Below are 20449 nucleotides of genomic sequence, written 5' to 3'. Positions count from 1 at the left end.
GACATTTGAAATATTCAATTTCTCATGTCGGTTTTTATTTTATAATAAGTCCTGCAACTGTATTGCATGAATTAGTTTTGATGAATTATTTCACAATAATCCCTGAAATTTTATTCTGTTTGATAAGAGCAACAGAAGCAGCAGCAAAAAGAAATAAAACTCCTGCAGTTGTAATAGCGTTCGAAGGATTGCTGCTAAGCACATGTTTGTAAAAAAATCCGAATGTAAGAGTTTGAATAAGCATTGGTATTACAATCATCATATTAATTACTCCCATATACACCCCTCTTTTCTCTGAAGGTATAGATGGCGAAACCATCGAATACGGAAGCCCCATCATAGCTGCCCAACCAATTCCGAAAAGAACCATTGGCAAAAGAATCATCAATTCATCATTAATTAAAGGAAGCAATAAAAGTGAAGCTCCTGTTCCAAGCAAACAAAAAGTATATACATTTTTTGAGGAATATTTAATCGCAAAAGGAATCAGCAACAAAGCCGAAATCATGGTAATAAAATTATAAAACCCGTTCATGAGACCGGTTTGTCCCACAGCCAATTCCACACGATTCAAAATATCTTTTGCCCAGGAAAGATCGCTTTGTACCACAGAAATTCCTTTATGTGAAAGCTGTATCAGTCGATTGGCTTTTTCTTCGTCGGCTTCGGAAACATGGTAAATGGTCTGCTTAATCATGGGAGTAGCAAACTGCCAATAACAAAATAATGCATACCATTGGAAAAGATATACCAATGCCAATTGCCATAATATTTTAGGCATTTTTACAATAGCATTAAAAATATCAATAAAAGGGGTAAAAAGGGTATCATTTTCCTTTTCGGCTTTCAGTTTTATGAGCTCTTCTTCTGTTGGCGGAATTTCCGGTGTTTTATAAACCGACCAAACCACGGAAGCTATAGAACAGAAAGATCCTAAGAAAAACGAGTAATATACCCAAATTGGAATACCACCCGACTCTGAAGTTCCTCCAAAATATTTCTGAAAAACAAAAAGTGAAAGATTGGCAAGCGTAATTCCTCCTCCTACAAATAAACTTTGCATTTGGAAGCCATAGGTTTGCTGTTCTTCCGGCAATTTATCTCCGATAAAGGCTCTGTAAGGTTCCATTGCGGTATTATTTGCCGCATCTAAAATCCACAGAAGACCGACTGCCATCCAAATAGACGAACTGAACGGGAAAGCAAAAAGAGCAAGACTGCAAAAAATAGCTCCCAATAAAAAGAATGGTTTTCGGCGACCCCATTTTACACTCCAGGTTTTATCACTAATTGCTCCGATTAAAGGCTGAATAAGCAATCCGGTTACAGGTCCTGCCAAATTAAGTATCGGAAGCTGCTCTGCATGTGCACCTAAAAACGAATATAAAGGATTTACCGCAGTCTGCTGAAGACCAAAACTGTACTGAATGCCGAAAAAACCGACATTCATGTTCCAAATCTGCCAAAAACTGAGCTTGGGAATTATTTTTTTATTCATGGTTTATGGCTTTACAATCTGATAATTTTTTTCAAGAACAATAGATGCCTTTTCTTTGAGCTGACGGATAATCTGATGCTCAATTTCGAGTACTTTTTCTACAAAATCGCTTTGTTCATCACGATTTCGTTTCATTCTGTTATCGTAGGTGTCTTTATAATTTCGGTTGATGAAAATACTAAAATCAAAATCATCAATATCCAATATATAAGTACCTTCAACGATCATCACTTGTAAATCATCTGTTGATACCGTTTCTTCAGAAATTAAGTTTTCCTGATAATGCACAAGCGGTTTTTTCACATAAGGATTTCCTTTCTTAAACTCATGTATGTTTTCTTGGATGATGTCCAAATGAACTTCATGCATTCCCACATTTTCAAGGCTTTTTTCCCGGTTTTCGTGATTGGTTTTGGGAGGAAGCTTAAAATAATCATCCATCTGAATGACAAAACTTTTAATCCCGTGATCTTCCAGCACTTTTTTAAGAGCAAATGCCGTTACCGATTTTCCACTGCCGCTTTCTCCGCAGATTCCTACTGTCCATTTACCGTTTTGTTTATTATTTTGAGCAATAATTTCGTATATATTTTCAGCGGTATCTAAATGTCTTTGTTCTAAATTTATAACATCACCAATCATCTTTTAAATCTTTTTTTTAAATAATAGTTTTTTTAAATGATTCATCTTCCGGACTATTTCTTCATCAGAAGGTAACCGGAAGCTGAAAAGCACAATTGGTCGGTACCTGAAGGAATTAACTCGTCTGTTGAATAATATTCCCGAAACGAAGAACCTTTTTCCGCAAGAAGAGTTTCATACTGCTTCAGTATCTTTTCTGGGATTTCTGTATAGCCTCTTTTCTTCAACCCTAAGCAAAGCCAACCAAGATAAATGGGCCAAGAACCTCCATTGTGGAACTGATAAGGTTCGTTTTTGAAATCATAACTGAAATTATTTTCAAGCAAATTCCAATCTGGATCTTTTGGAAAGATTATGGGATAAAAAACAGGAAGCATCCAATGATTAAATTCCTGATTCAGCTGTTCTAAAAACTGAGTGAAAGCATCCAAATCTAAGTCTAAACCCAAAAGAATTGCCAGTGCATTTCCTGCAAGATCAAAACGTTCATCATATCCATTGGCATTTAAAGAAGCCCATAAATAAGGTTTTTCTTGAGCTTTCTGATAGGCAGTTTCATGATATTTGATATTTCCGGAATTATTTTTCCTGAAATTTGTTTCAATTAGTTTTTTAGTTGTTTCCGCTAAAGAATTTAGGTTTTCATCCTGATAAATTTCTGCTGCAAGTCTAAAAGCCCAATACCGCAACACATTATCATAAAGAACATAGCCAGAAGTTACATATTCGTCTGCCCAATTTCCACCCAACGGACTGTATAAAAGACCACGCTGGTTAAATTCCCAAGATTTCAAACAAGAAAATGCTTTGTAGATTTTATCTTTCAAAATTACCTTCAGCGTTTCATCATTAGAATAAGCAATATATTTGCAAGTCCCGATAATCCACCAGATTGTTGCATCTGTTCGCCCTACAAGTGTTCCGTAGCTTGCTTTTTCTCCGTAGACATTGGAGGGAATTTGTCCGTTTTCCGCTTGGTATTCTGCAAGTGTAAGAATAGATTTTTTTAAACCTTCTACAATTTTTTCGTTTTCAATGAGAATTCCTGTAATTCCCGTCATCATAGAATCTCTGGACCATACTCTCGCATAATTGTCTTTTTTTTCTGAAGATGCGAGAAGTCCCTGCGGTGATATGGCATGTAGAATAACCTCTAAAGCTTGTTGTGTAAACATAAATTTCTAAATAGGATTAAATTAAACTAACAGCAAAAAATGCTGTTAGTTTTTTGTATGATTGAATTTTTAACTGAACTGTAAGAAATGTACAGATAATTCATTAAAAATCAAACTTTACGCTTGCACCAAAGGTTCTTCCGGTAAGTGTTCTTGCTCGAACGATACCATTTGTTCCCTGCAAAGTACCTTCTTCCGCTTCTGTAATTGCCAATGCATTGAACACATTGTTTGCGTTTACATTTACCGTAAGATTTTTCATTAATTTGTAAGAAATATAAGGATTTACAATAACGTAACCCGGCATTATCAGTTTATTGCTGTCCTGAGTATATGCTTTTGTGGATCCAACTGCAAAGAAACCAAAGCTTAATTTTTCAATATTCACATTAGGGTTAACTGAATACATGAATTTTGGAGTTCTTCTCGGCATATTTCCAATAATCGTATTATCGATTGCATTTTTAATTTCTGCATGCGTATAAGTAAGCCCGGCTCTAACGTCGAAGTTTTTATTGACTTTGTAGAAACCATCGAATTCAACTCCGAAAGACTGATACTTGTTTTCAGTTCTTAGCTGAGTCGTTGCTTCGTAATTTGCCTCAATCGTTCTTGCCTGAAACAAAGTAGTATTTAGGAAATATTTTGAACCTCTCAATTTGTAACCTACTTCAATCTGATTCAGTTTATTCACTTTTACAGCATCTAAAGCAGGATCGTTGCTATTGGTATAATTGTACCCTGCGAAAAGAATTCTGTCTGCCGAAGCACTTCCTCCCTGACTTACTCTTGCAAAAACAGCATTATGAGTATCGAAAGCATAGTTTGCTCCCACAGAATATCCGAAGATACCGTATTTATAATCCACCGGAACAGTTCCGTCTACTACTCCTACCGCAAGTTCAGGGGTTTCGATAGTTCCGTTTTGGTTTATATCTATTGTACGGGTTGTATTTTTCACGCCTGAAAAACTTCCAGATACATTTCCGAAATCATATCTTGCTCCAAAATCTAAAGTTAATTTTTCAGTTGGATTGATTTCCACCTGAGCGTGAGGTGCAATTACCGAATATTTTGTATCGTAGTTTCTGTTAAGACCACCCCATTCCGGAACGCCGTAATGAAGAAGTCCATTATCTGTAATTTTGGTTCCTGTATTGCTGATAACATCCACCAATCTTGCATTTTTATCTGAAACTTCCATAAGATAAGTATTCCAGTTCCAAGAAAGATTAATGTTTTGCGAACTGTTATAAACTCCCGCATTAAGTTTTATTTTATCCCATTTTTTACTGATGTTTACATCACTGAAGAAATTATTCAGGTTATTCAGTTTGGTATTGAATAAAACAGTTTTCATGTATTTTGCATTATTGTCTACAGCGGTATTTGTACCGGCATAAACTGCACTTCCGTAACCCGGAACAGTATCTAATATTTCGGATTTACTTCCTACTGAAGCAGGAAAAGGTGCTAAAAACTGACCGTCATTTGCTGCATATCTAGCTTTTGCATCCAACTTCCAACCAGCACCGAAATCGTAGTTGAATTCCATACCTACGGCTTTAGAAACCGAATGCATTCCATCTCGGATATCGCTTTTTAGAATTTGTCCGTTTCCGCCAAAAGTAAGATCGTTTCTAAAATTAGAAGACTGTAATGCTCCCGTTAAAATATTATAATTACTTAGAGAAGTGTAATCCGGGTTAGAATCTGAACCGGAAACGGCAATTGGCATCGGCATATATGGCGCTGTACGATCATCTAAATATTTACCGTAAATTCTTACGCTTCCTTTTTCAAATTTCTTTAGTAATGAAAGTCTGAACTGTCCGCCGTTATTCGAAGTATAGCCTGTTTTTCTAGGACCATCTCCCCCTCTGTAAAACCCACCGATACCAATATAAAAATCTTTACCAAGCGGAGTTCCGTAATCGATATCTGTTCTGAAGTTTTTATAATTCAAACCTACTTGCTGTGTAATACTTCCACCTGCTTTTTCACCTGTTTTTGTGATGAAGTTGATGATTCCCGCCGGTGAATTTGAGGCAAAAACAGAAGCAGAACCTCCTCTTAATGCTTCAACTCGTGATACAAAAGAATCGAATCTCGTAAACTGATCCTGAGTTCCAAAGGCAATATCCCCGAACTGCATTATCGGTAAACCATCTTCCTGAATTAAAAGATAACGAGATCCACCCGCAGAAACCGGAACCCCTCTTACGGTAATATTCGAGTTTCCTTCACCTCCGGAAGACTCCGCACGAATACCCGGAATGGTTCTGAAAATTTCTGCCGTTGTTCTTGGAGCTGCATTTATAATTTCTGCCTGTTTTAGAGTTGAAATTGATAAACTGGTTTTAACAGAAGATTTTGGATTGGAGTTACCCGTAATTACCACTTCATCGATTACCTTGTCTTTTTTGGAAAGTGTATCGCTTACTGCAGTCTGAGAAAACATGAATGCCGCAACATTTAATGTTCCGAAAATCAATAACTTTTTTACTAGTTTAGGTTCCATATAGTTTTTAGGGTTTTTGTTGTTTTTCCAAATGTATTTTTTTTGACCAATCAATAACCTATTTTGAATTGGGTATGAACAGAATGTTAATTTCAAACGTTTGTGCAAACGTTTGCGGTGAATAACTTTATTTTAAATTAACTTTTATTTAACAAAACAACTATAATAATTTAACATAATTTAACAAAATATATAAGCAAATTTTTGCTTAAATTTTCCCAAGAATTGACTCTAGAATAGCAAATGAAAAGAACAACCATAAAAGACTTGGCACAAATGCTTAATATAAGTGCTTCAACGGTTTCGCGTGCCCTTAAAGATCATCCCGACATCAGCAGTTCTTTAAAACTTAAAGTAAAAGAAGCCGCAGAAACATTTAATTACATTCCAAATGATTTTGCCATCAATTTCAGAAAGAACCACTCGAAAGTTGTAGGTCTTATTGTTCCTGAAATTTCTATGTTTTTTATACCGTCCATTATCAATGGAATTTCTTCAGTTCTTAATAAGGAAGGATACCGGTTTTTTATATTATCTTCTAATGAATCTTATGAAACCGAAAAGGAGCATATTGAAACCTGCATCAATTCGAGAGTAGATGGGATTTTATTATCTATGACTAATGAAACAGCCGACAGCAGCCATTTAAATAAAGTAAAAGAGATGAAAATACCGGTTGTTATTTTCGATAAAACGATTCCGCAGCATCAATTTGCTTCTGTGGTTTTTGATAATGTAAAAAATGCTGAACTGTGTGCAGAAAAACTGATTAATCACGGTTGTCGTACTATTTTGGGCATATTTGGCGATGAAAATCTTGATATCACCCAAAGCAGACTCGCAGCATTTCAAAACACTATTAAAAAAGCTGAAAACATTGAACTCCACACCATTTTTTGCAAATCTACAGACAGCGTAAAACAACAGCTTAACGAGGTTTTGAAAGAACATAACTTCGATGGTTTTTTCGCAATGAGTGATGAAACTTTAATGGGGCTTCACAGCTCCTTAATCAAGAAAAATTTAAATAATTCTGGTAAAAAAGTGATTGCCATTAGCGAAGGTACTCTTCCTAAACATCTGGATGAAAACTACGAATTCATTATTAATGACGGTTTTACCATGGGTGTTTTTGCTGCAAATGAACTGATGAATACAATAAAAGGAGAATCGCCGAATACTGAATGTTATTACATTTAGCTATTATAATTTTAAGCTAGAAAAATTATTGATGACATTTTAGATTCATTTAAAAATATCAATCTATAATATTTTGTTTTATTTTTGGAGTTACAGCTATTTTTTCTCCTGCCATTTCATGAATAGTTTCGTCAATCATCACACACATACTGTTGAGTGCCAAATCGTTTGCATCCGTTCCGAACGGTTCCTCAATTTCGTCTGCAATGGCTTCAAAAGCGACAAATGTATAGGCAATGAATACTACAATAAGCGTTGTAAACCAACCCAGTGAGTCTACAAGCCCAAAGGGAAGCAAAAGACAATAAATATAAACGGTTCTGTGCAGTAAAACTCTATAACTATAAGGTATAGGTGTTGAAATTATTCTTTCGCATCCTCCCAAAATATCCGAAAGTTTATCCAAATTCTCATCAAATCTCGATTGCTGTATAGAATCTAAACAGTTTTTATCCTTGGAGCTCTGTACCCATTCTGCCAAAAGCCGCATGATAACTGCAGGTTTATATTTGGATGATGCAACAATTTTTAGGTGTTCTTCATTAAGTCTCAATTTTAAATCTTCATAAGCATCTGTTCCTCTCAGCTGATGTTTTAATGCAAAAACAAAAGCACTCAGCAATTGTAAAAAATAATGAAGAGATTCATTATCATTGCTTTGATTATGAAGAGCCATTGCCTGACGCGTAAGAGCACGAGAAGTATTCAGTAATGCTCCCCACAATTTTCTTCCTTCCCAAAATCTGTCGTAACTAGCATTGTTCCTGAATCCAAGAAATAATGCCAAAACAAAACCAAATAAAGTTAATGGTACAGGATTTAAAGGTACTTTAAACGAAAAAATCATTCCGTGGAAATAGGATACGAATAAAGAAAGAATTAAAAGCAAACCCAAACGTGGCAACAACGCAGGCAAAACCGAGCCATGCCACACAAAAAGCATTCTAAACCAATGTTCTTTTTTTCTTATAATCATTATTCAACTAAATTTAAAATATTTTTTTCTTACAACATCCTTAAAAGAAAATTCAGGGAACAAAAAAATTCAGACAATTTCTATACGAGAAATATCATGATTTTCCTATTTTTAAGATACCACTAATATTATCCCAAAGGTATTTATTAAATTTGATAAATAAAAAACGATATTTTCCTCATTCATGAACACTAATTTCTCTAGCGATTACAACGCACAGAATGTTACCGATTATCCAAACAACAATACTTATTTTTTGGTTTGGAATTTTAAAAATAATGTTGAAACTGATAAAATAAAATCGGTTTTCCAAAGACTATGCGCTTTGGTAATCAATCTTAATAATTCTGCATTAGACCGATTTCCTGATTCTAAAGCAAGCTGTGTAATGGGAATTGGCTATGAAGCATGGCTACAACTGGAACTGCCGCAACCGCTTCCAAAGGAATTCAAAAAATTTCAGGAAATAAAAGGCAGCAAACATACTGCTGTAAGCACAAGAGGAGATCTTCATTTTCATATTCGTGCAGATGTAAAAAGTTTTGCCTATGATATGGCATCTGTAATTTCAGATTATATGAAAGAAATAGCCGATTGCGTAGTAGAGGTACAAGGTTTCCGTTATTGGGATAGCCGTTCAATTTTAGGTTTTGTAGATGGTACAGAAAATCCACATGGTAAAGATCGTGAACGCTTTGCCGTTGTAGACGATTCCGATGTTCAATATGAAGGAGGCAGCTATCTTTTTGTGCAAAAATATGTTCATAATCTTGATGGCTGGAAGGCACTTTCGGTGGAAGATCAGGAGAAAGTAATCGGCAGATCAAAAGATCTTGATATTGAAATGGAAGATGATGTAAAACCAAAAAATTCTCACATTGCTCTGGCAAATGTTGGGGACGATTTTAAAGTAGTGAGAGATAATATGCCTTTCGGAAATGTATCTACCAACGAAATGGGAACTTATTTCATCTGTTATGCAAGTACTTTTAGTACCGTAGAAAAAATGCTTACCAATATGTTCATTGGAAATCCGCCGGGTAATTATGACAGAATTCTCGATTTCAGTACGGCACAGACCGGAACTTTATTTTTTGTACCAAGTGTAGATATGCTTGATAATTTCTCAGGCTAAAATTTCTTATCATTATTCATAAAATTTAAATTAAATCTTATGAATGAATGATTTTTAAACAATTTCATTAATAAATTTCACTGCGAAACATGAACGAAATATTCAAAAAACAGACTTGGGAAATTACCAAAATGATTCCCAAAGGAAGAGTGACAAGCTACGGAGCCATAGCAAAAGCTATTGGTTTTCCCAATCATTCTCGTCATGTTGGAAAAGCGATGGGAGGATGTCCTGAAGATGTTCCTGCACATCGGGTTATTTCTTCATCCGGAATACTTTCGGTTCCTGAGTTTCAGATAAAATTAGAAAATGAAGGTATAGAAATAGAAAATTTGAGAATAAAGAACTTTAAAAATATTTTCTGGAATCCTTTGGAAGAAATTTAGTTGATATGATTGGTTAACTGAAAACAAGTTACAGTTAACCAATCAAAAAACTTAACTTTAATTTTTTACTTTCACAAAATAAAAAATGAGAAATGCCCAGCTTAAAATCATCAGCAGTCCTCCAAGTGGAGTAATAGGCCCTAGAAATTTCAGATTCATTCCCCAATAATCCTGCATACTTAAAGCATAAATACTGAATGAAAAAAGCATTGTTCCTACAATCATCATCCATGAAATCCATTTTTCTGAAGAAGTCTCAAATTTAAAAATATACCCCACTATAAGCAGGAAAAAAGCAGCATACATTTGATATCTTACACCTGTTTCAAAACTTTCCAGTCTTTCTATCGACAAAATTTTCTTTAAAGCATGTGCTCCGAACGCGCCTAAAACAACGGATAACATTCCGTAAGCAGCACCGAAGACTAAGGTAATTGTTTTCATTATATATTTTGATTTATTTATTCCTCAATTTCTCCAGTTCCGAAATCACTTCGTGATGACTTACCGTTTTATCTTTAAAATACGTTACAAAATGCTGTTTCTCTTCTTCCGTAGCTCCAAATTGATTCAAAATATTGAAAAGATGCATTTTCATGTGCCCTTTCTGGATTCCCGTCGTTACCAAAGACCGAAGCGCCCCAAAATTCTGCGCCAATCCGGAAACTGCTAAAATACTCATCAGTTCCTGAGCCGAAGGTTTTCCCAGAAGTGCCAAAGAAAATTTAACCAAAGGATGCAGGTTCGTTAAGCCTCCAACCACGCCAACAGAAATTGGCAAATCTATCCAAAAACGGAAAATTCCGTTATCTGTTGTACAATGTGTTAATGATGAATATTTTCCGTTTCTTGATGCGTAAGCATGTGCACAAGCCTCTGTCGCACGGAAATCGTTTCCTGTTGCAATGACCACAGCATCTACACCATTCATAATACCTTTGTTGTGCGTAGTAGCTCTGTAAGGTTCGATTTCTGCAATGGTAACCGCTTGTTTGAATTTCCAGGCAAACTCTTCATTCGAGATACCACTGTCATCCTTCAAATCTTCGATTTTGCAGGAAACCTCAGCTCTTACAATACAATCCGGTGTAAAGTTTGACAAAATATTCATTACAATTTGCAGGGATTCTTTTTCTTCCTGAGAAAATTCTGCTTCGTTGGCAACTTCTTCTTTCAAAGTCTTTCCAAACTGCTCCAGACAGGAATTAATAAAATTAGCCCCCATCGAATCAACCGTATCAAAACTGGCTTTCAATTGGAAATAATTTTCCAATTCGGAAGTTTTATCAATCAGTTTGATATCCAAAATCCCACCACCTCTTTTTCTCATATTTGCAGTGATATCTTCGGTTGCTTCAAGCAGTTTTTTCTTTAATTTAAAATTGAAAAAATGAAGCAGTTTATGAGGTTCAACATTCAGAATAAAATGAGTATGGCCTAATTTTTCTGTGTTGATAATGGTTGTTTTGAATCCGCCTTTATCCAGCCAGAATTTTGCAGCTTTGGAAGCCGCTGCTACTACCGAACTTTCTTCTACAGCCATTGGAAGTGCCAAAAGTTTACCGTCAATGAGGAAATTCGGGGCAATTCCGTAAGGCATATAAAAATTGGAAATGGTGTTTTCCGAGAATTCTTCGTGAAGTTTTTGCAAATCGTGGTCGTTGTTCCAATATTGCTGCAAAATTTGCTCATAACTTCTGTCGTTACTTAAATATTCGGAAATAAGCCAATCGATTTTTCTTTGTTTGGAAAGTTTTGAAAAGCCTTCTACAGGTTGATGATTCATATAGAATTTTTAGTTGTGTAAAGATATAAATTTTAACACATTTTGTTGGTAAGTTAACACATATTACTATTGACTTTTCTCATTTATGGAATTATTTTTGACATTCAATTTTGGAACAATTCCAATCTAAAAAAAAATTTTAAAAAATGAACTTCGACCGCATTAAAGAAAAGCTCGAAATACTTGCAGACGCTGCTAAGTATGATGTTTCGTGCTCTTCCAGTGGCGGAAAAAGAAAAAACAATGGTGGTTTGGGAGATAGCTCTGCAAGCGGAATTTGTCATACTTATACCGAAGATGGGCGATGTGTTTCGCTTCTCAAAATCCTTCTGACCAATCACTGCATTTACGATTGCATCTATTGTGTTTCCAGAAAATCAAATGACATCAAACGTGCGGCTTTTACCGTAGAAGAAGTTGTTGATTTGACGATTAGCTTTTACAGAAGAAATTATATCGAAGGCTTATTTCTAAGTTCGGGAATCTTCAAAGATGCAGACACCACAATGGAACGTCTGGTTCGGGTTGCGAAAAAATTAAGACAAGAACACAATTTCAATGGTTATATTCACTTAAAATCAATTCCCGGAGCAAGTGATGATTTGATGAATGAAGCTGCACTTTATGCCGATAGATTATCAGTAAATCTTGAAATTCCGACAGAATCAGGACTCAAATTATTGGCACCTGATAAAAATCGTGAAGATATGCTTCAGCCAATGAGAATTGTTCAAAAAGGCATTCAACAATATAAAGATGAGAAAAAAATCATCCGAAGCACTCCGAAATTTGCACCAGCCGGACAATCAACCCAAATGATTGTTGGTGCAACTCACGAAAACGATTTGCAAATCATCAAAGTAGCAGATCATTTTTATAAAAATTATGGGATGAAACGGGTTTATTATTCTGGTTACATTCCTGTTATAGTAGATAATCGTTTGCCGGCAATCACTTCAGAAGTTCCTGTTCTTAGGGAAAACCGTTTGTACCAATCGGATTGGCTGATGCGTTTTTATGGTTTTAAAGCTGATGAAATTCTGGATTTCAATATGCCGTTTCTGGATCTGGAAGTGGACCCGAAACTAAGTTGGGCGTTACGGCATTTGGAACAATTCCCGGTGAATCTGCAGACTGCTGATTATAAAATGATTCTCAGAATTCCCGGAATTGGCGTGAAAACGGCACAGAAAATTGTGAGTGCAAGACAGTTTCAGGTTTTAACGATTGACCATCTCAAAAAACTGGGAGCAGCAGTGAATCGGGCCAAATATTTTATTGATTTTACGTACGGCAATCCATTTCTGAAACATTTAACCGACCTCAATTTGAGGAAATTAATTATTGGCGGAAGTCAATCTAAGTTTCAGAATCAGTTTTCTCAGCAGCTGACTTTGTTTTAAATTTACAGGCATTTTTTCAAACATAATAGTAAAAAATATTGTCATTCAGAACGAAACGGAGTGAAGTGATAAATCTTTAATTTAAATTCCTTGAAATGATAATAAAGGTATTAGAAATATCACATTGAGCGGCGTTGAAGTGTCCCAATTAAAAATAAGATGACTACATTATTGTACGACGGCAGTTTCGACGGACTTTTAACAGCGGTATTCGAGGTTTTTGAATACAAGTATGGCGATGTGGAAATCAAAAACAGAGAAACATTTCAGCAGGAAAATATGTTTGCCGAGATTCACGAGGTGGTGACGCAACAGGAAAAATCCGAAAAAGTGTTGAATAAACTGGAAACGAACATCGGAAAACCTGGGATTAATGATTTGCTGAGAGTTTATCTGTCGGAAGATTCAGAACTGGAACAGCTGATTTTATCTGCCGTTAAACAATCCATCAAATATCCTGACGAAAATATTCTTAAAAATTTCGCCAACGATGATATTCTCAAAATTTCAAAAATCTGCAAATCCGTCAGTCGCGAAAGACATAGAATGACTGCTTTTGTAAGGTTTGAGAAAATGCAGGATGATATTTATTTCGCAAAAATTGACCCGGATTTCAATGTTCTACCCTTAATCAGAAAACATTTCAAAGACCGCTATGCCGACCAAAAGTGGATGATTTATGATTTAAGGAGACATTACGGAATTTTCTATGACTTAAAAAACTGCGAATTCTTCTATCCCGAAGAAAAACTGAATCTCAACCAATATCAGGAAAAATTCCACGATGAAGAGAAAAAATACCAAAAGCTTTGGCAAAGTTATTTTACCAAAACCAACATCAAGGAAAGGAAAAACACCAAACTACACATACAGCACGTTCCGAAACGTTATTGGAAATATCTGACAGAAAAATGGTAATTTAACTATGTCTGCTTTCTAAAATGCACTCATTATCTAAGTTAATTTTATTAAATTCAAAATAGTTTGGCTAAATGAATTTGTAGTTTTATGATTAGTTGCTCAGAAAAAACATTATAGTTCTTATTTTTGCAGAAATAAAAATATAATTATGTTAAATATTCAAGCTTTCGTTTTTAATTTTGCCAGTGAAAACACTTATGTTGTCTACAATAAAAATAAAAATGCTTGGCTGATTGATCCCGGGAATTCTATTCAACAAGAAACGGATGCGATAGAAAAATTTATTTCCGAAAAGCAACTTAAAATTCAAAAAATTCTTTTAACACATGCTCATATTGATCATATTTTAGGACTTCAATGGGCTGTCGATACTTATAAAGTTCCTGTTTTGATGCACAAAGAAGACCAGGAAGTTTTTGATATGTTTCAAATCAGCGGTATGAGATTCGGAATGCAATTAAACCATATTAAAGCTGAAATACAATACATTGATGAAAACAGCGAACTTGATTTGGATGGAGAAAAATTCAAAATTTATCATGTTCCGGGACATTCTCCGGGAAGTGTTGTATATCATAATGAGAATGGGAAATTCATTATTTCTGGCGACGTTCTTTTTGAAGGAAGTATAGGAAGAACGGATCTTTATAAAGGGAATTACGAACAACTTATCGAAGGAATTAAAGCGAAACTTTTTGTTCTCGATGGCGAAACACAGGTTTTTTCAGGACATGGAAATCCTACCAGCATTGGATTCGAAAAACAGCATAATCCTTTTTTTTAAATTCAAATACCACTACTTTTCGTTTATAATTCAGTAGAGAATAAAAGTTTAGAATCATTCATAAAAAAGGCTACCCTGTTTGGATAGCCTTTTTCGTACTATAAATTTGCTTTAAATATTATTTATTATTGAACATTACAAGCTTTTTAACAATCTTATTTCCTTCCAGTTCAACTTCTATCATGTAAGTCTCCGTTGGAAGATGTCTTAAATCTATTTTTTCCAAATGATCTGAAAAGAATAATCTTGATCTTTTTGGAATTACCAATTTACCATCCATTGCATAAATTGTATAATTAAATGCATAAGGGCGAAGTGGGCTTAATCTTGGGAAATCTAATTTGATATACACATATCCGTCGTAAGATGGTACAGGATAAATCATCATACCTTCGAAGAACACAGATGGTGTTGTCCCCGGATTTCCTGGAGTTCCCGGATTACTTGGGTTTCCTGGGTTTACCGGTGGAATTACTACTGCTGAAGAATTTACAGTAAAGTTTTGTGAGTTAACATTTAAGAAAACATTATCTACTGCTTTCACCATGATTCTTGAATTAGAACTTGTTCCCAAATTTCCGGGTACTGTAAAAGTATGAGTTCCGTCGTTTGGTGTACTGGCAACCAATACAAAAGGGAAGGTAACTCCACCATCTGTAGACAATAAAATTGAAACATTTGGTGTACTAACAGGTGCCGCAGTAGTATTGGCAACATCCCAGGTAACAGTTTGGGATTGTCCTTCATTCCAAACTACTCCCGGAGTGTTTTGAGAAGTTACTGTAAAAGGTCCTGCAGAACTTACCACAGTAAGTTTAATATCATCTCTACCCGTTTGTCCTCCCAAAGGATTATTATCTCTCACCAAAACAGAAAAATTAAGATTTCTCGCTGCTGATGGAAGTACCTCCCAAATTGAAGCATTAGCAGGATTTACAATTGCTGCCAATTTCGGAAAATATCTTGATGGTGATGAGGTAGGCATAAGAGATCTGAAAAGAGGTCCCACCGTACTCGTACCCACTGGAGGCATAGGCGCAACTCCTGCATCTATTTGCTCCCAATCATAAGTAAGTGGATCATTGTCTGCATCCGTAGCCGTTGCAGTAAGCATGAAAGGTGTACTTTTCGGAATACTTCTGTCTAAACCAGCATTTACAATTGGTTCTGAATTAGCAATTGGAGTTTTGTCAGCACACTGAGAAGTTCCTCCAGAAGTGAAAGCATTATACATTTGATTAATACTTACCGAATGAAAATAAGCATCACTATTCTGCTGAACATTGGGTGGACAGATACCTGCATATCCCATAATCGTACTTGCACTTCCCGGCTCTACCGTAGTAGGAACATTCCTGTTACAAGCATTATTCTGAGTGTGCATCGCTCCAAACTGATGTCCCATTTCATGAGCTACAAAATCGATTACGAAAGGATCTCCAACAGGAACTACACATCCGGTTACACCTCCAGCCTTATAAGTACCACAAACAGAAGGTGTTGCCGCTAAACCATTATTATCGTTTGCATTATCTACTTTGAAAAACAGGTGACCTATATCGTAGTTAGCCGCACCAATTACAGAGTTTGTAACTGTAACGTTTTCATTCAGCATCTGTGATGCATCGAACTGATCAAAAGTATCGCTGCTGATAAAAAATAATGCATCTGTATTAGCAATAAGCTGTAATCTGATAGACATATCTCTCTCATACACCTCATTAAGTCTGGCAACTGCCAAATTGACTGCTGCTAAAACAGCCGCTTTTTTCTGAGCGACAGTACCAGATCCTACTCCAGCCTGTCCTGCAATATAAGCAGTATATTCTACGGTGGTAGAAATAGACAATCTGTACTTTCTCTTCAAGCCATCTATTACAGTTTTCTGAGCTACAGATGCAACGTCATTCATATCGCTGTCTCCTTTAAAAAGACACTCGAAAGGAATTGTGGATGATGCATCTTTTCTATTATAAATTCTGTACACATGATTATCTTCAGTATAAGAATCTATATAATAAATACCATCATTACCCGCAACCATTCCATTAAAACCGAAATACGGATCTAATGTAAATCTTAATGTCGCAGACTTATCTCCTTTCTTAAAACCTATATAAGATTTAATATCAGAATATCTGTTCTGCAAATCGGGATGCATTGTAGACGATTCGTATACTTCATAAGCATCAAATGTTCCTGAAGTATTTGGAAAATTAAGTGTAATACCTTTTCTGTAAGCCTTATAGTCTCTGTCTGAAGCATCTTTCAGTTTATTCTGAAGTTCACTTACATTTAAAGTAAATAGAGAATAATTGCTAACTTTTGCATTACTCTCACGAATTTCACCAATAGGAGCAGTGCCAAGTTTTCCCCACTGGTTTTGCTGGGCAAATCCCATAGCCGAAAAGACCAGTACTGCACCCAGAACTAATAGTTTTTTCTTCATATAATTTTTCTTTAATTTCAATTGATAGATTTTAGTTTTATATTATCAGGAACTTTCCCTTTAATTTTTATAATTAATATTGGATTGGTAAGCTTTTCCGTTTCATACTCAGTGCTTTCGACTTCTTTATAGCTTACTGTAAGACTAGAATTTTTATTCTCAATTTTTTCTACCTCAATATCTCCGTAAGTAATCTTTTTCAGTTTTGGTTTTAACACAAGAAAATATTCGCTATCTCCTAATGTTGGAATAGGCTCTGACCTTCCGAAAGCTTTGTCTGCTAACTTCCTGTAAAGTTCTATAGTTTGCTTAAATGTAGTTATTACAGAAGTTTCCGGAATGACTACATTTTTATTAAATCTTTTGACTTCTGAAAATTCTATTTTATCCGACTGCTGATTCACTTCAGAATTAGGCTTTAATTCACTTTTACGCGCAACAGAATTGCTACAGCTTACAACAGCAACAAACACAGAAAGTGATAATGTTAACAAAAAAGAGTTTTTCATTATGAAAGTCTCAAAAAGCAAAGGTAATTATTATTGCATTTACAAAGAAAGTTTTTTTTAAATATCAGATATAATTAACATTTTTTCTTGTAAAACACACAAATAAATTTTACAAAACATTCATTACCAACAACATAAATATTTACGTAAACCATACATTTTATTTACAAAACATCCTGTGAAGTTCTTTCTAGATTTACATTCAGTTAAGAGACACTTCAAAATTGTTCAATCCTTAACCTTTTATGAAATTTTAAAAACAATAAATAAATCCATTATGAAAAAGATCATTTTAACCCTAACTGTATGCAGCATGTTTACAATGTGTAAAAAAGGAGAAGCTGCAAATTCATCCATTGACAGTATTTCCGGAAAAACAGACAGTACAATTGAAAATATTACTGAAAAACTGAATGATTCTAAAAACGAGGTTAAATCAGTTTACGATTCCGCAAGCATCAAAATAAAAGACTTCGACAAAACAAAAAGCAAGGCAATGGAAACCATAGAAGAAACTTCCAAAAGTATAGATTCTCTTTCGAAGAAAATTTCATCTTTAAAATTGGAATCTAAAACGTCTGCAAAAGATTCGTCAAATCAATCAAATGAAAAAATTGCTGTTAAAAATTCTGCACCGAAAATCATTAAAGAAACTAAAGTTATTTACAAGAATGCTCCTAAGCCAAAAGAACCTTCTTTGGATAAACTTACGAAAAATGCAGAAATCGAAATCAATGTAGACAATACAGAATCATCAAAAAACACCGTTAAACAGCTCTTGAGTCGATATGATGGCTTTTTAAAAAGCGAAAATACTTCATCTAATAATAATGATAAGCAAATCGCATATATTAAAGCTAAAGTCCCAATACAGCAATTCGATTATTTCATAGATGATTTGAGCGATCATTTAGGAATAGTTCAAAATAAAAATATAGAAGTACACGGTAAAGATTACCTTAATAATACGCTATGTGATGTGGAAATAACTCTTTATGGTTATTCAGACAACAAAAACAAAGCAGCAGAAGAGAAAAGTTTTGGCAATAAATCTTTGGCTGCCGTTTCTTCTGGATGGAATATTATTACTTCCATATTTCTTTTCATTCTTCCTTTATGGCCGCTATTTGTTTTGGGAGGATTGGGGTATTATTTTTACAAAAGAAACTTAAATAAGAAATCCGATAACAATAGTTAAAATACCTATTATTTTAATAAGATTTTAATAAGAATTATGAATTTACTAGAAAACTCATTACTTTTGTTTCATAATATTTAATTAAATATTTGGTTGGTAAAGTAAAAGGCTCTCCATTGAGAGCCTTTACTGTTTATTTCATATTCACTACTTTATCTACTACATACTTTGTGTTTCCTCTCCAAGGCAGAGCTCCGTTGTATTCTTTATAATGAAGGTCAAAAATTTTCCCGCTATTCAACTCAAGCTGTTTGAAAACTTCAGGATCTGATACAGAAAATTCAAACTCATAACTGGTTATGGTTCCCGTTTTCCCTTTTCCAAAACCTTCCTGAATTAATTTGCCTTCGTAAGTTTTAAATACATACCCTTTTTTGATTGCATAATTTAGGTAACCCGATTTTACGCCTTCTCCAAAAACAAATAAATATTTATACCAAAAGAAGACTCCTAAAAGAAGTAAAACGACTCCGGCTGTAATCCACAAAGGCTTTTTCATAGTAGTGTTTTTTTGAATTTATTAAAATTATTTTGAAATGCTTCTAGAAATTACAATTTTCTGAATTTCTGAAGTTCCTTCATATATCTGAGTGATTTTTGCATCTCTCATTAATCTTTCTACGTGATATTCTTTTACATATCCGTAACCACCGTGGATCTGAACCGCTTCAATCGTAGTATCCATAGCCACTTGAGAAGCATACAATTTTGCCATAGCACCACTTTCTGAGATGTCTTTTCCTTCATCTTTCTCACAAGCAGCTTTAAAGCAAAGCATTCTTGCCGCCGTAATTTGTGTTGCCATATCCGCTAATTTGAAAGCGATAGCCTGATGATTGATAATTTCAGTTTTGAAGGCTTTTCTTGTTTTTGCATATTTAAGAGCCAATTCATAGGCTCCAGAAGCAATTCCTAAAGCTTGTGAAGCAATACCAATTCTACCGCCATTCAATACAGCCATTGCAAAATTAAAACCAAAACCGTCTTCTCCGATTCTGTTTTCTTTCGGAACTTTAACATTATTGAAAATTAAAGAGTGAGTATCACTTCCTCTAATCCCCAGTTTATCTTCTTTAGTCCCAACTTCGAAACCTTCCCAACTTCTTTCAACAATAAAAGCATTAATTCCTTTATGTTTTTTTTCTGGATCAGTCTGTGCAATTACGATGTAGTAAGAAGCTGTACCTCCATTGGTAATCCAGTTTTTAATTCCGTTTAAAAGATAATAATCTCCTTTGTCTTCTGCAGTTGTTTTCTGCGAAGTAGCATCCGAACCTGCTTCAGGCTCAGACAACGCAAATGCACCAATTACCTCACCACTAGCAAGAGGAGTAAGATATTTTACTTTCTGCTCTTCCGAAGCAAATTTCTCCAGACCGGCACATACTAAAGAGTTATTTACAGACATTACTACTGCAGCAGAAGCATCTATTTTGGCAATTTCTTCCATCGCCAAAACATAAGAAACGCTATCCATCCCTGCACCACCGTATTTAGGATCTACCATCATTCCCAAAAGACCCATTTCTCCCATTTTCTTCACTTGTTCGGCAGGAAACTTTTGGTCGCGATCTCTTTCTATAACGCCAGGTAATAGTTCGTTCTGTGCAAAATCTCTTGCTGCCTGCTGAATCATCAGCTGTTCTTCAGATAAATTAAAGTTCATAAAAAATTCAAAATTATATAGTTGCTAATTTACACTTTTTGACCTAATCTAAAAAAGAATCGTTACTTTAAAATTGCCTCAATTAAATTATATTCATTAAAATTATTGATTATCCGTTTTTAATCATAACCCTGTAATGTTAGCAATAATAAGCCTTTCAAAGAGGCTATCTCCAAAATATCTTCGATTTAGCTTGTAGA

18 protein-coding genes are annotated in these 20449 nt (G+C 34.9%); 7 read left to right on the top strand and 11 right to left on the bottom strand.

Features of this window, described 5'->3' with window-relative positions; translation table 11 throughout:
• Positions 1-85: 85 nt before the first annotated feature.
• The 4 genes from IV513_RS10385 to IV513_RS10370 all read right to left on the bottom strand — a co-directional run bounded on the left by IV513_RS10385 (position 86) and on the right by IV513_RS10370 (position 5836).
• On the bottom strand, positions 86-1498 hold the full coding sequence (locus IV513_RS10385; RefSeq protein ID WP_209390504.1) for an MFS transporter: 1413 nt from the start codon (positions 1496-1498) through the stop codon (positions 86-88).
• A 3-nt stretch (positions 1499-1501) separates the two neighbouring features.
• On the bottom strand, positions 1502-2140 hold the full coding sequence (locus tag IV513_RS10380; RefSeq protein ID WP_209390503.1) for a hypothetical protein: 639 nt from the start codon (positions 2138-2140) through the stop codon (positions 1502-1504).
• A gap of 53 nt (positions 2141-2193) precedes the next feature.
• Complete coding sequence (locus tag IV513_RS10375) at positions 2194-3315, bottom strand: glycoside hydrolase 100 family protein (protein WP_209390502.1); 1122 nt, start codon at positions 3313-3315, stop codon at positions 2194-2196.
• 103 nt (positions 3316-3418) lie between these two features.
• A complete protein-coding gene (locus IV513_RS10370; RefSeq protein WP_209390501.1) occupies positions 3419-5836 on the bottom strand; it encodes a TonB-dependent receptor in 2418 nt (805 codons plus the stop codon).
• A gap of 243 nt (positions 5837-6079) precedes the next feature.
• Between IV513_RS10370 and IV513_RS10365 the strand changes: the two genes are divergently transcribed.
• Positions 6080-7036: a LacI family DNA-binding transcriptional regulator gene (locus IV513_RS10365; RefSeq protein WP_209390500.1), complete on the top strand. Its 957-nt coding sequence runs from the start codon at positions 6080-6082 to the stop codon at positions 7034-7036.
• A gap of 58 nt (positions 7037-7094) precedes the next feature.
• Here IV513_RS10365 and IV513_RS10360 read toward each other — a convergent pair whose 3' ends face one another.
• A complete protein-coding gene (locus IV513_RS10360; protein ID WP_209390499.1) occupies positions 7095-8012 on the bottom strand; it encodes a bestrophin family protein in 918 nt (305 codons plus the stop codon).
• Positions 8013-8196: 184 nt separating this feature from the next.
• On the opposite strand from IV513_RS10360, the gene IV513_RS10355 reads away from it, so the two are divergent.
• Both IV513_RS10355 and IV513_RS10350 read left to right on the top strand, forming a co-directional pair.
• On the top strand, positions 8197-9147 hold the full coding sequence (locus tag IV513_RS10355) for a Dyp-type peroxidase (protein ID WP_209390498.1): 951 nt from the start codon (positions 8197-8199) through the stop codon (positions 9145-9147).
• 89 nt (positions 9148-9236) lie between these two features.
• On the top strand, positions 9237-9533 hold the full coding sequence (locus IV513_RS10350) for an MGMT family protein (RefSeq protein ID WP_209390497.1): 297 nt from the start codon (positions 9237-9239) through the stop codon (positions 9531-9533).
• Positions 9534-9590: 57 nt separating this feature from the next.
• Here IV513_RS10350 and IV513_RS10345 read toward each other — a convergent pair whose 3' ends face one another.
• Positions 9591-9977, bottom strand: coding sequence for a DUF423 domain-containing protein (locus IV513_RS10345; protein WP_209390496.1), 387 nt, complete (start codon positions 9975-9977; stop codon positions 9591-9593).
• A 13-nt stretch (positions 9978-9990) separates the two neighbouring features.
• Positions 9991-11319 carry a hydroxymethylglutaryl-CoA reductase, degradative gene (locus tag IV513_RS10340; protein WP_209390495.1) on the bottom strand — a complete coding sequence of 443 codons (1329 nt, stop codon included), beginning with the start codon at positions 11317-11319 and terminating at the stop codon, positions 9991-9993.
• 146 nt (positions 11320-11465) lie between these two features.
• Between IV513_RS10340 and IV513_RS10335 the strand changes: the two genes are divergently transcribed.
• The 3 genes from IV513_RS10335 (at position 11466) to IV513_RS10325 (ending at position 14427) form a co-directional block, all read left to right on the top strand.
• The gene (locus IV513_RS10335) at positions 11466-12722 is read left to right on the top strand and encodes a putative DNA modification/repair radical SAM protein (RefSeq protein WP_209390494.1); all 1257 of its coding nucleotides are present in this window, start codon (positions 11466-11468) and stop codon (positions 12720-12722) included.
• A 159-nt stretch (positions 12723-12881) separates the two neighbouring features.
• Positions 12882-13640, top strand: coding sequence for a TIGR03915 family putative DNA repair protein (locus tag IV513_RS10330; protein WP_209390493.1), 759 nt, complete (start codon positions 12882-12884; stop codon positions 13638-13640).
• Between the two features lie 151 nt (positions 13641-13791).
• The gene (locus tag IV513_RS10325; RefSeq protein WP_209390492.1) at positions 13792-14427 is read left to right on the top strand and encodes an MBL fold metallo-hydrolase; all 636 of its coding nucleotides are present in this window, start codon (positions 13792-13794) and stop codon (positions 14425-14427) included.
• Between the two features lie 118 nt (positions 14428-14545).
• Here IV513_RS10325 and IV513_RS10320 read toward each other — a convergent pair whose 3' ends face one another.
• Together IV513_RS10320 and IV513_RS10315 are read right to left on the bottom strand one after the other, a co-directional pair.
• Positions 14546-16876, bottom strand: coding sequence for a reprolysin-like metallopeptidase (locus IV513_RS10320; RefSeq protein WP_209390491.1), 2331 nt, complete (start codon positions 16874-16876; stop codon positions 14546-14548).
• 17 nt (positions 16877-16893) lie between these two features.
• Positions 16894-17385, bottom strand: a complete 492-nt coding sequence (locus IV513_RS10315) for a hypothetical protein (protein WP_209390490.1) — start codon at positions 17383-17385, stop codon at positions 16894-16896.
• A 277-nt stretch (positions 17386-17662) separates the two neighbouring features.
• On the opposite strand from IV513_RS10315, the gene IV513_RS10310 reads away from it, so the two are divergent.
• Positions 17663-18583, top strand: coding sequence for a DUF4349 domain-containing protein (locus tag IV513_RS10310; protein ID WP_209390489.1), 921 nt, complete (start codon positions 17663-17665; stop codon positions 18581-18583).
• A 133-nt stretch (positions 18584-18716) separates the two neighbouring features.
• On the opposite strand, the gene IV513_RS10305 is transcribed toward IV513_RS10310, so the two are convergent.
• Positions 18717-19082, bottom strand: coding sequence for a hypothetical protein (locus IV513_RS10305; RefSeq protein ID WP_209390488.1), 366 nt, complete (start codon positions 19080-19082; stop codon positions 18717-18719).
• 27 nt (positions 19083-19109) lie between these two features.
• A complete protein-coding gene (locus tag IV513_RS10300; protein WP_209390487.1) occupies positions 19110-20249 on the bottom strand; it encodes an acyl-CoA dehydrogenase in 1140 nt (379 codons plus the stop codon).
• Positions 20250-20449 lie beyond the last annotated feature (200 nt).

Origin of the sequence: Chryseobacterium sp. RR2-3-20, from assembly GCF_017808115.1 — a bacterium.
GTDB lineage: Bacteria > Bacteroidota > Bacteroidia > Flavobacteriales > Weeksellaceae > Chryseobacterium > Chryseobacterium oryzae.
Note: the sequence above shows the minus strand (reverse complement) of the source record. Positions and strands in the feature narration are given on the sequence as shown.

What these genes read in the sequence shown, in the direction of transcription:
- IV513_RS10385 (WP_209390504.1), bottom strand. Translation starts at nt 1,498, where the DNA reads ATGAATAAAAAAATAATTCCCAAGCTCAGTTTTTGGCAGATTTGGAAC.
- IV513_RS10380 (WP_209390503.1), bottom strand. Translation starts at nt 2,140, where the DNA reads ATGATTGGTGATGTTATAAATTTAGAACAAAGACATTTAGATACCGCT.
- IV513_RS10375 (WP_209390502.1), bottom strand. Translation starts at nt 3,315, where the DNA reads ATGTTTACACAACAAGCTTTAGAGGTTATTCTACATGCCATATCACCG.
- IV513_RS10370 (WP_209390501.1), bottom strand. Translation starts at nt 5,836, where the DNA reads ATGGAACCTAAACTAGTAAAAAAGTTATTGATTTTCGGAACATTAAAT.
- IV513_RS10365 (WP_209390500.1), top strand. Translation starts at nt 6,080, where the DNA reads ATGAAAAGAACAACCATAAAAGACTTGGCACAAATGCTTAATATAAGT.
- IV513_RS10360 (WP_209390499.1), bottom strand. Translation starts at nt 8,012, where the DNA reads ATGATTATAAGAAAAAAAGAACATTGGTTTAGAATGCTTTTTGTGTGG.
- IV513_RS10355 (WP_209390498.1), top strand. Translation starts at nt 8,197, where the DNA reads ATGAACACTAATTTCTCTAGCGATTACAACGCACAGAATGTTACCGAT.
- IV513_RS10350 (WP_209390497.1), top strand. Translation starts at nt 9,237, where the DNA reads ATGAACGAAATATTCAAAAAACAGACTTGGGAAATTACCAAAATGATT.
- IV513_RS10345 (WP_209390496.1), bottom strand. Translation starts at nt 9,977, where the DNA reads ATGAAAACAATTACCTTAGTCTTCGGTGCTGCTTACGGAATGTTATCC.
- IV513_RS10340 (WP_209390495.1), bottom strand. Translation starts at nt 11,319, where the DNA reads ATGAATCATCAACCTGTAGAAGGCTTTTCAAAACTTTCCAAACAAAGA.
- IV513_RS10335 (WP_209390494.1), top strand. Translation starts at nt 11,466, where the DNA reads ATGAACTTCGACCGCATTAAAGAAAAGCTCGAAATACTTGCAGACGCT.
- IV513_RS10330 (WP_209390493.1), top strand. Translation starts at nt 12,882, where the DNA reads ATGACTACATTATTGTACGACGGCAGTTTCGACGGACTTTTAACAGCG.
- IV513_RS10325 (WP_209390492.1), top strand. Translation starts at nt 13,792, where the DNA reads ATGTTAAATATTCAAGCTTTCGTTTTTAATTTTGCCAGTGAAAACACT.
- IV513_RS10320 (WP_209390491.1), bottom strand. Translation starts at nt 16,876, where the DNA reads ATGAAGAAAAAACTATTAGTTCTGGGTGCAGTACTGGTCTTTTCGGCT.
- IV513_RS10315 (WP_209390490.1), bottom strand. Translation starts at nt 17,385, where the DNA reads ATGAAAAACTCTTTTTTGTTAACATTATCACTTTCTGTGTTTGTTGCT.
- IV513_RS10310 (WP_209390489.1), top strand. Translation starts at nt 17,663, where the DNA reads ATGAAAAAGATCATTTTAACCCTAACTGTATGCAGCATGTTTACAATG.
- IV513_RS10305 (WP_209390488.1), bottom strand. Translation starts at nt 19,082, where the DNA reads ATGAAAAAGCCTTTGTGGATTACAGCCGGAGTCGTTTTACTTCTTTTA.
- IV513_RS10300 (WP_209390487.1), bottom strand. Translation starts at nt 20,249, where the DNA reads ATGAACTTTAATTTATCTGAAGAACAGCTGATGATTCAGCAGGCAGCA.